Here is a 13,085-nt window from a genome sequence, read left to right on the forward strand (position 1 = left end):
GCCCCGCGTGGCGCCCCTTTTTTCATCCGAAGTCGGCGTTTGTTTTCTGAGAAGAAAATATGTTGCACTTGAGTATTGCTTTTTCGCAGGTGCCCTCGCAAACTTCGTCCAAATCACCGAAAACGGGGGGTATCATGACGAATTCCTGGCGATTCTCGACCTTGGGCGACCGGCACCGGGCCCTGGGTTCCAACCTTGAAGACTGGTCGGGCATGGGCACCGCCTGGTCCTATGACGCGGACCCCGAACAGGAGTATCTGGCGATCCGGACCAAGGCCGGGTTGATGGATGTCTCGGGGCTGAAGAAGGTCCATATCTCGGGCCCGGCCGCCAGCCATGTGATCGAACGCGCCACGACGCGGAACATGGAAAAGCTGATGCCGGGGCGGGCGGTCTATGCCTGCATGCTCAACGATGCGGGCAAGTTCATCGACGACTGCGTGATCTACCGCTTCGGGCCGAACAGCTTCACCGTGGTGCATGGCTCGGGGCAGGGGCATGAGCAGCTGACCATGGCTGCGACCGGCCGCGACGTCTCGATCCGCTTTGACGACAACCTGCATGATCTGTCGCTGCAAGGCCCGCTGGCGGTGGATTACCTGGAAAAGCACATCCCCGGCGTGCGGCAACTGGGCTATTTCAGCCATATGGGCACCTCGCTTTTCGGCAAGCCGATCACGCTGAGCCGGACCGGCTATACCGGCGAGCGCGGCTATGAGATCTTCTGCCGTGGCCAGGATGCCGGCATGATCTGGGACCGCATCCTCGAAGAGGGCGCTGCGATGGGGATCATCCCCTGCCGCTTCACCACGCTGGACCTGCTGCGGACCGAGAGCTATCTTCTGTTCTTCCCCTTCGACAATTCCGAGATGTATCCCTTTGAAAACGAAGGCCCGGGCGACACCTTGTGGGAGCTTGGCCTCGATTTCACCGTCTCGCCCGGCAAGGTCGGCTTCCGGGGGGCAGAGGAGCATTACCGGCTGAAGGGCCGCGAGCGGTTCAAGATCTGGGGGCTGAAGCTGGAGGGGATCAACGCCCCCGGCAATGGCGCGCCGGTGATGCAGGGCGGCAAGCAGGTCGGCGTGGTTACGCAAGCCATGCATTCCAGCCTGAACCAGCACACCGTCGCCATTGCCCGCCTGCCGGTCGATTGCGCCAACAACGGCACCGAACTGGTGGTGCATTGCGGCACCCATGGGCCGATCAAGGCCACGACGCACAGCCTTCCCTTCTACGACATCGACAAGAAGCGGCGGACGGTGCAGGGCTGAAGGCCCGGCCGGGGCGCCCCGGGCAGACCGGGGCCTCCGGCGGGGATATTTGCGCAAGTATGAAAGACCAGGTTCAGGCAGGATGATGAGCAAGACCAGCTTCCCCCCTTCGATCAAGAGCAGGCCGGTTTATGCGGAGCTTGAGGCCCGGCCGGGGCGCGCGCATCTGGTCATTGCCGATGGCGAGGGGGCGGAGGCGGTGACCGAGATGCTGGCCCGCGCCCCCGATGCGGCGGCGATGCTGGCCGCGATGCATATCCTTTATGTGCCGGGGCCGAATGGCACGGATCAATGGGCCGGGTTGCGGGCCTTGGGAGCCTCGATCGCTTACCGGGCGCCGACCATTCCCGCGCTGATGCCGCGCCTGCAGAAGGTGGTGGGCGAGGCGCATATGGGCACCCAGTTCTACCTTGCCGGGACCGAGGGGCTGATCGGCCAGGCCGAGCGCGAGATCATGGCGACCGGCTTTCCCTTTGCCGCCATCCAGAAAGAGCATCGCGGCTCGACCCTGCGCCGGGTGCAATGCGTCCATTGCAAGGGGATTACCGAAAACGTGGCGACCGATCCTTTCGTCTGCAGCCATTGCGGCTTGCATCTTTTCGTGCGCGACCATTACTCGCGCCGGATCGCGGCCTTTCAGGGCGTGAACATCGACGCCGAGGACCCGGGGCTGGTCCCCGAAGCGGTGGAGCGGTTCAAATGAGCGGCGGGGCCAAGCTTTTCGTCAAGGTGGCCGAGGTGGTCAAGGTCAACGACCTGATCACCCGCTTTCGCTTTGTCAGCCGGGATGGCGCGCCCTTGCCGGCCTTTTCCGGCGGCGCCCATGTCGTGGTCGAGATGGAGGATCAGGGCACGCGGCGGCTGAACCCCTATTCCTTGATGTCCGACCCCGAGGATCGTTCGGGCTACGAGATCAGCGTGCGGCGCGATGATGCAGGCCGTGGTGGCTCGCTTTACATGCACCGCGAGGTGGTGCCGGGGATGGAGATGGTGATCAGCCATCCGCTGAATTTCTTCCCGCTCGACGGCCGCGCGCGCAAGCATCTGATGATCGCAGGCGGCATCGGCATCACGCCGTTTCTGGCGCAGATCAAGCAATTGGCGCATTTCGGCGGCAGGTTCGAACTGCATTACGCCGCGCGCAACGAGAGCCTTTGCGCCTATGGGGCAGAGCTGCAGGCCGGGCATGGGACACGCGCGCAACTTTACTTTGACGACAACGGCCAGGCCATTGCGCTGGAGGATCTCTTGACCCGCCAGCCGATCGGCACCCATCTTTACGTCTGCGGGCCGAAGGGCATGATCGCCTGGGTCCGCCGCTCCGCCGAGGCCGCCGGCTGGCCCGCCCAGGCCGTGCATTTCGAGGAGTTCCTCGCCCCCGGCACCGGCGCCGTCTTCACTGCCGCGCTTGCCGCCTCGGGCAAGACGGTCACCGTCGGCACGCATCAGAGCCTCCTCGAGGCGATAGAGGCCGCCGGGGTCGATGCGCCCTACCTCTGCCGTGGCGGCGCCTGTGGCCAATGCGAGACGAAGGTGATCGCCTGCGACGGCAAGATCCTGCACCGCGACCACTGGCTTTCGCCCGAAGAGCAGGCGGCGGGGGCCAAGATCATGCCCTGTGTTTCCCGGTTCGAGGGCAAAACCCTCGTCCTTGACCGATAGGAGCGCCAGATGAGCCTCGATTTCAAACCTGCCTTCGACGACTTCTTCCGGAACGAGACCTTCCGCGAGGATTTCACCTACAAGAACTCCCCGGCCGCCGTCCGCCGCTTTCCCTTTCCCTTCGACCGCGACGAATACATGTATTCGGTCAATATCGAGCCGCATGTGCCGGGGCGGGTGGGTTCGGTCTTCGAGAAGACCTTCGATGTGGACGAGCATTATGTCTCCGAGATGATCGACCGCGCCAAGGTGCTGGCCGAGGACCCCCTGCGCTGCCAGAGCCTGCCGCATATGACGCTGGCGGGTTGGGATCTTCTGGAACTGATCATGGAAAGCAACGCGCGGGATTACCCGCAGTGGTTTTCGCTTCACAAGAACGGCGACCGGTGGCACTGGATCAACCGGCCCTTGGGGATCGACCAGACGTTCACTTTCCTCGATGACAGCACCCTGCCTTACGGGCCGATGGAATATATCACCCGCCAGATGCAGGGCGATTTTTCCTTGCAGGATGAAAGGGATGGCAACCTCTGGATGGATGCCGGCATGGTGACGACCCAGGCCGACTGGAGCCTTGATTTCGACGTCGGCATGAATTTCATGGAATGGCACGCGCCGGTGCCCTTGGCGCATGAGATGCAGGTCTTCGATCGGGCGCTGAAGTTTCTGTTGAAGCTGCAACAGGGCGCGCCGGTCCGCCGCTTCAACTGGACGATGACGGTGGACCCGCTTCTGGACACCAGCCCCGAGCATTACCCGAAATGGGGCCCGACCAAGACCACGATCACGCCAGAGACTTTCGGCCACCGCCAGCATCTGCGAGTGGAGTTGCAGGCCCTTTTCCGGCTGCCGCGCTCCAACGCCATCGCCTTTTCGATCCGCGCCTACCTCGGCAAGTTCGAGGAACTGGTGACGGTGCCGAAATGGGGCCGCCGCCTGCACCGGGTGATGCGCGATCTGCCGGTGGAGCTTGCGACCTACAAGGGCTTCGAGCGCAACCGCAAGATGATGGTGGAGTGGCTGTCGAAGTACGATGACGGCGCGCCGACCTCGCCGGGCTGGTGGCCGGATCTCTGATGGAAAAGCCGCTGAAACTGGGGTTCCTGATGTTCCCCGGCTTTCCGATGGCCTGCCTGACCTCGGCGATCGAGCCTTTGCGCGCGGCCAACGAGATCACCGGGACAAGGGCCTTTTCCTGGGTGCTTCTGGGCGAGACGGCAGCGCCGGTGCGCTCCTCCGCCGAGGTGCGCTTCACACCGGACCTGACGCTGGAAGAGGCGCAGGGGCTGGACCAGATCTACCTTCTGTCGCCGCCGACCGGCAGTTTCAGCGATGCCCGCCGCTCGCCCGCCGTCCTGCGGCGGATGGACCGGGCCGGGGTGGTGATTGGGGCCTTTTCGGGCGGGATCTTCCCCCTGGTGCGGGCGGGCGTGATGGAGGGGCATCGCTGCTCGGTCCATTGGTGCTATGAAAGCGCCTTCAAGGCCGAGTTTGCGCAGATCGCCGCCGAGGAAACCGTGATCGTGCGCGACCGGCGGCGGATCACCGCCTCGGGGGCCGGGGCGGTCTTCGATCTGATGTTGCGCCTGATCGAGGAGCGGCTGGGCCGTGCCGCGACGACCGAGGTCGCCTGCTGGTTCCAGCACCCTTTCGTGCGCGACGAGGATGCCCGCCAGAAAGTGCCGGTGCAGCGCGGCGCGGGCACCGCCGATGCCCTGCCGCCGCCGATCCGCACCGCGATCCAGCTTTTCGACGCCCATATCGAGGACCCTCTGCGCATTCCTGACGTCGCCGATGCGGTGGACATGTCCGAGCGCAACTTCGAACGCCTGTTCAAGCGCGAAACCGGGCAGAGCCCCCTGCGCTATTACCGCCTGATCCGGCTGGCCAAGGCGCGCCAGCGCGTGCTTTATTCCGACGATTCCCTGACCGAGATTGCGGCCTCGGTCGGCTATCCCCGCTCTGGTCCGATGGCGCGGCATTATGCCGAGGCGTTCGGGGTCAGCCCGCAGAACGAACGCAAGGCGCTGGCGGGCTTGCGCGGCCTGTCCGGGGCGCAGCCGCCAGACCGCTGAACCCGATTTTTCGACGAAAAATCGTGTTGCGCCCTTGGCCCGGCTTGTGCGGTCCTTGTGACGTGTTATTCTTGAGGATGAACAAGTTTTACATGCGTTAAAACTGGCGCGGAGAATGTCCATGCTTGACAGTGCCTATCCCTCGGTTCGGCCCGGCCCGCCGAAGCCCAGCCAGATCCTGATCCCCGAGGCCGCGCGCCGCCGTTCGGGGCATGAACGGTACGAGGTGCCAGGCGGTGGGGCGCTGCTGGTCGCGCTGGATGAGGGCGACCGGATCAGCGTGACCAATGTTGAGGGCGGACAGCGCGCCGAGGTTCTGGTGGCGGATGCGGCGGGCGTGATCGATCCGACGATCCTGGGCGTGGCGGCCGATTGCACGGGCGAGGGGCTGCAGGCGCTGGTCTCCGCGGGCGGCCCCGGCATGGCGCGGCTGCGCGCGGGCCTTGCGCGGCGCGGCATCGATCTGGGCCGGGCCAGGGCTCTCGGGCTTTTTGGCGAGGCGTCGCCCGCGGGATCTCAGGCAAGCTTCACCGCCGGGCGGGCGGGCAGCCTGATCCTCGCCGCGCCGGGCGCGCCGATGTCGCCCGATGCGCAGTCCACCCTGACGCCCCTGATCCTGACCATCGACCGCGCCAATCCCGGCTGGGCCGCGCTGCATGACCTGCCCGAGCCTTTGGCCGAGCCGACCCTTGATCTGCGGGTGAAGGCCGCCACCGCCCGGGCCTATCACGTCAAGGCGGGCGACTATATCCAGATCATCGATGTCGATGGCCGCCAATGCACCGATTTCCAATGCTTTTCGGCGCGCAAGCTGGATCGGGGGATCGCCCATCCCCTGGATGTCACCACCTCGCGCACCTTGATGGGCCATGCCTATTCGATGCCGGGTCTCCACGCCAAATACTACGATCAGGACTGGGAACCGCTGGTCGAGGTCATCCAGGACACCGTGGGCCGTCATGACGCCTTTGCGATGGCCTGTGCCGCGAAATATTACGACGAGATCGGCTATCCCGGCCATGTCAACTGCTCGGACAATTTCAACGCGGCGCTGGCCCCGCATGGGGTGGGCGCAAGGCCCGGCTGGATGGCGGTGAATCTCTTCTTCAACACCGCGATCGACGCGCATGGCGTGCTGATCGCCGATGAGCCCTGGAGCCGGCCGGGCGATTACGTCCTCTTCCGCGCGCTGACCGATCTGGTCTGCGTCAACTCCTCCTGCCCGGATGACACCTCGCCCGCCAATGGCTGGTATCTGTCGGATATCCACATCCGCACCTATGCCGGTGCCGAACCCTTCCAGCGCGCCACGGCCTGGCGCCCCATGCCCGATGCGGAGCCGCAGATGACCAAAGAGACCGCCTTTCACCCCGCGACCTCGGCCCGCACCCGCAACATGGTGGAATACCGCGGCTATTGGCTGCCCAATGCCTATGCCGCCGCAGGCCCGATCGAGGAATACTGGGCCTGCCGCCAGGCCGCCGTGGCCATCGACCTTTCCCCCCTGCGCAAGTTCGAGGTGACCGGCCCGGATGCCGAGGCGCTGATGCAATATACCCTGACCCGCGATGTGAAAAAGCTCGCCGTGGGGCAGGTGGTCTATTCCGCCATGTGCTATGAACACGGCGGGATGATCGATGACGGCACGCTGTACCGCCTTGGCCGCGACAATTTCCGCTGGATCGGTGGCGATGATTTCGGCGGGGTCTGGCTGCGGCAACAGGCGGAAAAGCTGGGGTTGAAGGTGATGGTGCGCAGCAGCACCGACCAGCTGCACAACCTCGCCGTCCAGGGCCCGAACAGCCGTGAGATCCTGAAGCGGATCATCTGGACCGCGCCGGCCCAGGCCAGTCTGGAGGAACTCGGCTGGTTCCGCCATACCGTCGCCCGCCTGCAGGGGCCGACCGGGGCGCCCCTTGTCGCCTCGCGCACCGGCTACACCGGGGAACTGGGCTATGAGATTTTCTGCCACCCGAAGGATGCCGTGGCGGTCTACGATGCGGTGATGGAGGCGGGGGCCGACCTTGGCATCCGCCCGATGGGCCTTCTGGCGCTGGATATGGTGCGGATCGAGGCCGGGTTGATTTTCGCCGGCTATGATTTCAGCGACGAGACCGACCCTTTCGAGGCTGGCATCGGCTTCACCGTGCCGCTCAAGTCCAAGCCGGATGATTTCATCGGCCGTGACGCACTGATCCGCCGCAAGGACCACCCCTCGCGCAAATTCGTCGGGCTGGAGGTCGATGCCGCCACCGACGTTGGCCATGGCGACACGCTGCACCTCGGGCGGGCCAGGGTCGGGGTCGTCTGCTCGGCCATGCGCTCGCCGCTTCTGGGCAAGCAGATCGCCCTGGCGCGGGTCGATGTCGCCCATGCCGAACCCGGCACCGCGCTGGAGGTCGGCAAACTTGACGGCCAGCAGAAGCGCCTTCCGGCTTTGGTCACCACTCTTTCGGCCTATGACCCGAAGAAGACCCGGCCGCAAAGCTGATGGAGCCGATGATCGACAGGATCGGTGGCGAGGCGGCGGTGCGGGCGCTCGTCGCCCGGTTCTATGACCTGATCGAGACCCGGCCCGAGGCGGCGGCGATCCTGAAACTGCACCAGCAGGGCCATGGCCTCGACCATGCCCGCGCCGCCCAGTTCGACTTTCTCTCCGGCTTCTTTGGCGGGCGGCGCTATTATGTCGAAGCCCGCGGCGCGATGAACCTGCGCGAGATCCACGCCCATCTGCCGATCCGCCCGCAGGAGGCCGAGGCCTGGCTGGAGGCGATGGCCGAGGCCATGGCCGACACCCGCATCGCCGCGCCGATGCGGGAGGAGATCATGGCGACCTTCCGCCGCGCCGCCCGGATGCTGGTGAACCGGGATGGCTGAAATCAGACATGACTTGGCGGAAATCACGCTGTGGACCGCGCCGATGCGCGCTAGGTTCGTCGCAGCGAAGGAGAGATGATGATGCGCTATTCCGGCTTTCGGATCCTGAAAGAGGCCCTGACCGGCCACAAGGGCTGGACCCAGGCCTGGCGCGACCCGGCGCCGCAGGCCGCCTATGATTACGTCATCGTCGGCGGTGGCGGGCATGGGCTGGCCACGGCCTATTACCTCGCGAAAGAGTTCAGGCAGGCGCGGATCGCGGTGGTCGAGAAGGGCTATCTCGGCGGCGGCAATGTCGGGCGCAACACCACGATCATCCGGTCGAACTACCTTCTGGACGGCAATGAGCCCTTCTACGAATTCTCGCTGAAGCTCTGGGAAGGGCTGGAGCAGGATTTCAACTACAACGCGATGGTGTCACAGCGCGGCATCATCAACCTGATCCATACCGATGCCGCCCGCGATGCCGCCACACGGCGCGGCAATGCGATGATCCTGAACGGCGCGGATGCCGAGCTTCTGAACCGCGATCAGGTCAAGGCCATGTATCCCTTCCTGAATTTCGACGACGCCCGCTTTCCGATCAAGGGCGCCCTGATGCAGCGGCGGGGCGGCACGGTGCGCCATGATGCCGTGGCCTGGGGCTATGCAAGGGGCGCCGACAGCCGGGGTGTCGATCTGATCCAGAACTGCGAAGTCACCGGCATGCGGATCGAGAATGGCCGCATCCTCGGGGTCGAAACCACCAAGGGCTTCATCGGCGCCAAGAAGGTCGGCGTGGCAGTGGCAGGCTCCTCCTCCCGCGTCATGTCTCACGCCGGCATGCGCCTGCCGATGGAAAGCCATGTGCTGCAGGCCTTCGTCTCAGAGGGCCTCAAACCGCTGATCGACGGGGTGATGACCTTCGGCGCTGGGCATTTCTACGTCAGCCAGTCCGACAAGGGCGGCCTCGTCTTCGGCGGCGACATCGACGGCTACAATTCCTACGCCCAACGCGGCAACCTGCCGGTGATCGAGGATGTGATCGAGGGCGGCATGGCCCTGATGCCGATGCTCGGCCGCGCCCGCCTCTTGCGCGCCTGGGGCGGCGTCATGGACATGTCGATGGACGGCTCCCCCATCATCGACAAGACCCACGTCGAGGGCCTCTATTTCAACGGCGGCTGGTGCTATGGCGGCTTCAAGGCCACCCCGGCCTCGGGCTGGTGCTTTGCCCATCTCCTGGCCACCGACACGCCGCACAAGACCGCCACGGCCTACCGCTTCGATCGCTTCCTCAAGGGCCTGATGATCGATGAAAAGGGCCAGGGCGCCACGCCGAACCTGCACTGATGCGCGCCCTTGCCCTCTGCCCAAATACTCCCCGCGGAGCGTTCCACGCCTCCCAAACGCGAGCCCTGACATGATCATCCCCCATCCCATCCTCGGCCCCCGCGACGCGCAGGAATTCGTCTATCTCGGCGACGCCAGCCTGATCCAGCGACCCGACGGCATGACGGCCTCCTTGGAAGAGATGCACGACTACGCCTATCTGCGCGACAATCCGGCGGGGCTACACCGCGAACTTTGGTATCACGAACAGGGCGACCGCTCCTGGCTGGTCGTCACCCGCAACACCCTGACGCATGAGATCGTCGCGGCCGAACTGGCGCGCGACGTGGCACGGGCCGAGGGGCGTTCCAAATGACCCAATCCAACCGCATTGCCGAGACCCTTGCCGCTGGTCAGATTGACCGCAAGACCAGGCTGAACTTCCAGTTCGACGGCAAATCCTTCACCGGCCATCCCGGCGACACCCTCGCCTCCGCCCTTCTGGCCAATGGCGTCCGCCTGATGGGGCGCAGCTTCAAGTACCACCGCCCGCGCGGCCCGATCTCGGCGGGTTCCGAGGAGCCCAATGCCCTCGTCGAACTGCGCTCCGGCGCCCGGCAAGAGCCGAACACCCGCGCCACCGTGGCCGAGCTGTTCGACGGCCTCACCGCGCAAAGCCAGAACCGTTGGCCGAGCCTGAAATTCGACGCCCTGTCGATCAACGACCGCTTCAACAGCTTCTTCACCGCCGGGTTCTACTACAAGACCTTCATGTGGCCCGCCTCCTTCTGGGAAAAGGTCTATGAGCCGATCATCCGCCGCGCCGCTGGGCTTGGCACGCTGAACCGGGTCGAGGACCCCGACCAGTACGACAAGGGCTTCCTGCACTGCGATATCCTGATCATCGGCGCCGGGCCTGCCGGCCTGTCGGCGGCCCTGACCGCGGGTCGCGCGGGCGCCCGCGTGATCCTCGCCGATGAGGATTTCCGGATGGGCGGGCGGCTCAATGCCGAAACCTTCGCCCTGGGTGACCAGAGCGGCGCAGACTGGGCGGCCGCCGCGGTGGCCGAACTCGCCACCATACCCAACGTCCGCCTGATGCGCCGCACCACGGTTGTCGGCGCCTTCGACCACGGCATCTATGGCGCGGTGGAGCGGGTCTCCGATCACCTCGCCGTGCCGCTGGCCCACAAGCCGCGCCAGACCTTCTGGCGGATCTATTCGGCGCGCGCGATCCTTGCCGGGGGCGCCACCGAACGCCCGATCGCGTTTGAGAACAACGACCGTCCGGGCATCATGCTGGCGGGCGCCTTGCGCGCCTATGCCAACCGCTGGGGCGTCTCGGTCGGCGACCGCACGGCGGTTTTCACCAACAATGACGATGGCTTGCGAACCGCTCTTGATCTGCAGGCCAAGGGCGTCGACGTGGTGGCGGTGATCGACAGCCGCGAGGGCGGCGCGCTTCTGCCCGGCATCCGCCACCTGCGCGGGGCGGAAGTGGTGGACAGCGAGGGGCGGCTTGGCCTTTCCTCCATCACGGTGCGGCTGGCCAATGGCAAGACCGAGGTGATCAGGGCCAATGCGCTTGGCGTCTCGGGCGGCTGGAACCCCAATGTGAACATCACCTCGCACCACCGCTCGCGCCCGGTCTGGCGCGAGGATATCGCGGCCTTCGTGCCGGGCGAGGGCGGGCCTGCCAACCTCTCCGTCGCCGGGGCTGCGGCAGGAGCGATGTCCACCCATGGCGCGCTGGTCACGGGCGACGCCGTGGCGCGGCAGGTTTTGGAGGGTCTGGGCCGCAGCGCCCCCGCCGCCGATCTGCCGAAGGCCGAGGATGCGCCGGTCGCGATCAAGCCCCTGTGGTTCGTCAAGGGCGCCAGCCGCGCCTGGATCGACCCGCAGAACGATGTCACCGTCAAGGACATCAAGCTGGCGCATCAGGAGAATTTCACCTCGGTCGAGCATCTGAAACGCTATACCACGCTTGGCATGGCGACCGATCAGGGCAAGACCGGCAATGTGCTGGGGCTGGCGGTCATGGCCGAACTGACCGGCAAGCCGATCCCCGAGACCGGCACCACGATCTACCGCCCGCCCTATACGCCGGTTGCGATGGGCGCTTTGGGCGGCAGGGCGCGGGGCCGCGATTTCAAGCCTTTCCGCCTGACGCCCTCGCACAGGTGGGCCAGCGAACAGGGCGCGACCTTTGTCGAGGTCGGCTATTGGCTGCGCACGCAATGGGTGCCGAAAGCGGGGGAGACGGAGTGGCGGCAATCGGTCGACCGCGAGGTTCTGGCGACGCGGAAATCGGTTGGCATCTGCGATGTGACGACGCTGGGCAAGATCGACATTCAGGGCACCGATGCCGGGGCTTTCCTCGACCGGGTCTATGCCAATACGTTCAGCACCCTCGCCATCGGCAAATGCCGCTACGGCCTGATGCTGCGCGAGGATGGCATGGTGTTCGACGATGGCACCACGGCGCGGATGGGCCAGAATGAATATGTGATGACGACGACGACCGCCAATGCCGTCACCGTCTTCCGCCATCTGGAGTTCTGCCGCCAAGTCCTGTGGCCGGACATGGATGTGCAGCTGATTTCCACCACGGAAGCCTGGGCGCAATTCTCGGTCGCCGGGCCCAATGCGCGGAAATTGCTGCAAAAACTGGTGGATCAGGACATTTCCGACGCGGCCTTCCCCTATATGGGCGCGGGCGAGATCACGGTCGGCGGGTTGCGGGCGCGGCTGTTCCGGATCAGCTTTTCCGGCGAATTGGCCTATGAGATCGCGGTGCCGACCCGCTATGGCGATGCGATGATAAGGAAGCTGATGGAGGCGGGGGCCGAGTTCGATGCCGTGGTCTATGGCACGGAGGCTTTGGGCGTGATGCGGGTCGAAAAGGGCCATGTCGCGGGCAATGAGCTCAATGGCACCTCGACGGCGCTCAACATGGGGCTGGGCAAGATGGTCTCGGCCAAGAAGGATGCGATCGGCGCGAAGCTGTCGCGGCGCGAGGCGATGCTGCGCGAGGATGGGCTGCGCCTGGTAGGCGTCAAGCCGGTCAACCCCTCCGACGCCCTGAAGGCGGGCAGCCATTTCCTGAAGACCGGCGCTGCCGCCACGGCGGAGAATGACGACGGCTGGCTGACCTCGCTGGTCTATTCGCCGCATCTGGGGCATTACATCGCGCTCGGCTACCTGAAAAACGGCGCGGCGCGGCTGGGGGAAAAGCTGCGCGTTGTCAACCTCTTGGCCGGGACCGATACCGAAGTGGAAATCGTCAGCCCGCATTTCATCGACCCGGAAGGGGAGCGTCTTCGTGCCTGATTTCATCCTGAAACCGCTGACCGCCCTTGGCCATGCCGCCCCCGTGGTGGAGCGTATCGGCCCCTGGACCCTGACCGAACGCGCCGATGTGGCGCTGGCCTCCCTGGCCCTGCGCCGCGGGCGCGAGGCCGAGGTGCAGGCGCTTGCCGCCGGTTCGGGCCTGCCGCTGCCGGGCGTGGAGGCTTTCGCGCAGGGTGCCGTTTATGGCGCCTTCTGGATCACGCCCGAGATGTGGATGGTCGAGGCGCCCTTCGCCTCCCACGAGGATGTCCGCGCCCATCTGCTGGCGATCTTCGGTTCTGCGGCCTCGATCACCGAACAGACCGATGCCTGGGTGCGGCTTGACCTCTCCGGGCCGGATCTGGTCCGGGTGATGGAGCGTCTGTCGAATTTCGACTTGGCCCTCGCGCCCGAGGGGGCGGCGCGGCGCACGGTGATCGAACATCTGGGCTGCTATCTGATCAAGCGCTCCGAGACGGTTTTGACGCTTTACGGGCCGCGCTCTTCGGCAGAAAGCCTGCGTCATGCGCTGATCACGGCGGCGCGGTCGGTTTTGTGA

Annotated in this window: 11 protein-coding genes; all 11 read left to right on the forward strand. The window is 65.5% G+C overall.

Annotated features, from left to right (window positions below):
- The first annotated feature begins 134 nt into the window (after positions 1–134).
- The 11 genes from AC1DZT_RS15330 to AC1DZT_RS15380 all read left to right on the forward strand — a co-directional run bounded on the left by AC1DZT_RS15330 (position 135) and on the right by AC1DZT_RS15380 (position 13,085).
- On the forward strand, positions 135–1,271 hold the full coding sequence (locus tag AC1DZT_RS15330) for an aminomethyl transferase family protein (protein ID WP_478007515.1): 1,137 nt from the start codon (positions 135–137) through the stop codon (positions 1,269–1,271).
- A gap of 85 nt (positions 1,272–1,356) precedes the next feature.
- Entirely contained in the window at positions 1,357–1,974 is a 618-nt protein-coding gene (locus AC1DZT_RS15335) for a dimethylamine monooxygenase subunit DmmA family protein (protein ID WP_478007516.1), read from the forward strand.
- The gene (locus tag AC1DZT_RS15340; protein ID WP_478007517.1) at positions 1,971–2,933 is read left to right on the forward strand and encodes a PDR/VanB family oxidoreductase; all 963 of its coding nucleotides are present in this window, start codon (positions 1,971–1,973) and stop codon (positions 2,931–2,933) included. Before AC1DZT_RS15335 ends, AC1DZT_RS15340 begins: the two co-directional genes overlap by 4 nt.
- A gap of 9 nt (positions 2,934–2,942) precedes the next feature.
- On the forward strand, positions 2,943–4,010 hold the full coding sequence (locus tag AC1DZT_RS15345; RefSeq protein ID WP_478007518.1) for a heme-dependent oxidative N-demethylase family protein: 1,068 nt from the start codon (positions 2,943–2,945) through the stop codon (positions 4,008–4,010).
- On the forward strand, positions 4,010–5,008 hold the full coding sequence (locus tag AC1DZT_RS15350; RefSeq protein WP_478007519.1) for a GlxA family transcriptional regulator: 999 nt from the start codon (positions 4,010–4,012) through the stop codon (positions 5,006–5,008). Before AC1DZT_RS15345 ends, AC1DZT_RS15350 begins: the two co-directional genes overlap by 1 nt.
- Before the next feature lie 121 nt (positions 5,009–5,129).
- The gene (locus AC1DZT_RS15355; protein ID WP_478007618.1) at positions 5,130–7,499 is read left to right on the forward strand and encodes a DUF1989 domain-containing protein; all 2,370 of its coding nucleotides are present in this window, start codon (positions 5,130–5,132) and stop codon (positions 7,497–7,499) included.
- A gap of 8 nt (positions 7,500–7,507) precedes the next feature.
- Complete coding sequence (locus AC1DZT_RS15360; protein ID WP_478007520.1) at positions 7,508–7,885, forward strand: group II truncated hemoglobin; 378 nt, start codon at positions 7,508–7,510, stop codon at positions 7,883–7,885.
- An 81-nt stretch (positions 7,886–7,966) separates the two neighbouring features.
- Positions 7,967–9,217, forward strand: coding sequence for a sarcosine oxidase subunit beta family protein (locus AC1DZT_RS15365; RefSeq protein WP_478007619.1), 1,251 nt, complete (start codon positions 7,967–7,969; stop codon positions 9,215–9,217).
- Between the two features lie 70 nt (positions 9,218–9,287).
- On the forward strand, positions 9,288–9,572 hold the full coding sequence (locus AC1DZT_RS15370; RefSeq protein ID WP_478007521.1) for a sarcosine oxidase subunit delta: 285 nt from the start codon (positions 9,288–9,290) through the stop codon (positions 9,570–9,572).
- Positions 9,569–12,526: a sarcosine oxidase subunit alpha family protein gene (locus tag AC1DZT_RS15375; RefSeq protein ID WP_478007522.1), complete on the forward strand. Its 2,958-nt coding sequence runs from the start codon at positions 9,569–9,571 to the stop codon at positions 12,524–12,526. The genes AC1DZT_RS15370 and AC1DZT_RS15375 overlap by 4 nt, the downstream gene beginning before the upstream one ends.
- Complete coding sequence (locus AC1DZT_RS15380; protein WP_478007523.1) at positions 12,519–13,085, forward strand: sarcosine oxidase subunit gamma; 567 nt, start codon at positions 12,519–12,521, stop codon at positions 13,083–13,085. The genes AC1DZT_RS15375 and AC1DZT_RS15380 overlap by 8 nt, the downstream gene beginning before the upstream one ends.

Source organism: Rhodobacter sp. P1_C2 (assembly GCF_056406375.1).

What these genes read in the sequence shown, in the direction of transcription:
- AC1DZT_RS15330 (WP_478007515.1), top strand. Translation starts at nt 135, where the DNA reads ATGACGAATTCCTGGCGATTCTCGACCTTGGGCGACCGGCACCGGGCC.
- AC1DZT_RS15335 (WP_478007516.1), top strand. Translation starts at nt 1,357, where the DNA reads ATGAGCAAGACCAGCTTCCCCCCTTCGATCAAGAGCAGGCCGGTTTAT.
- AC1DZT_RS15340 (WP_478007517.1), top strand. Translation starts at nt 1,971, where the DNA reads ATGAGCGGCGGGGCCAAGCTTTTCGTCAAGGTGGCCGAGGTGGTCAAG.
- AC1DZT_RS15345 (WP_478007518.1), top strand. Translation starts at nt 2,943, where the DNA reads ATGAGCCTCGATTTCAAACCTGCCTTCGACGACTTCTTCCGGAACGAG.
- AC1DZT_RS15350 (WP_478007519.1), top strand. Translation starts at nt 4,010, where the DNA reads ATGGAAAAGCCGCTGAAACTGGGGTTCCTGATGTTCCCCGGCTTTCCG.
- AC1DZT_RS15355 (WP_478007618.1), top strand. Translation starts at nt 5,130, where the DNA reads ATGCTTGACAGTGCCTATCCCTCGGTTCGGCCCGGCCCGCCGAAGCCC.
- AC1DZT_RS15360 (WP_478007520.1), top strand. Translation starts at nt 7,508, where the DNA reads ATGATCGACAGGATCGGTGGCGAGGCGGCGGTGCGGGCGCTCGTCGCC.
- AC1DZT_RS15365 (WP_478007619.1), top strand. Translation starts at nt 7,967, where the DNA reads ATGCGCTATTCCGGCTTTCGGATCCTGAAAGAGGCCCTGACCGGCCAC.
- AC1DZT_RS15370 (WP_478007521.1), top strand. Translation starts at nt 9,288, where the DNA reads ATGATCATCCCCCATCCCATCCTCGGCCCCCGCGACGCGCAGGAATTC.
- AC1DZT_RS15375 (WP_478007522.1), top strand. Translation starts at nt 9,569, where the DNA reads ATGACCCAATCCAACCGCATTGCCGAGACCCTTGCCGCTGGTCAGATT.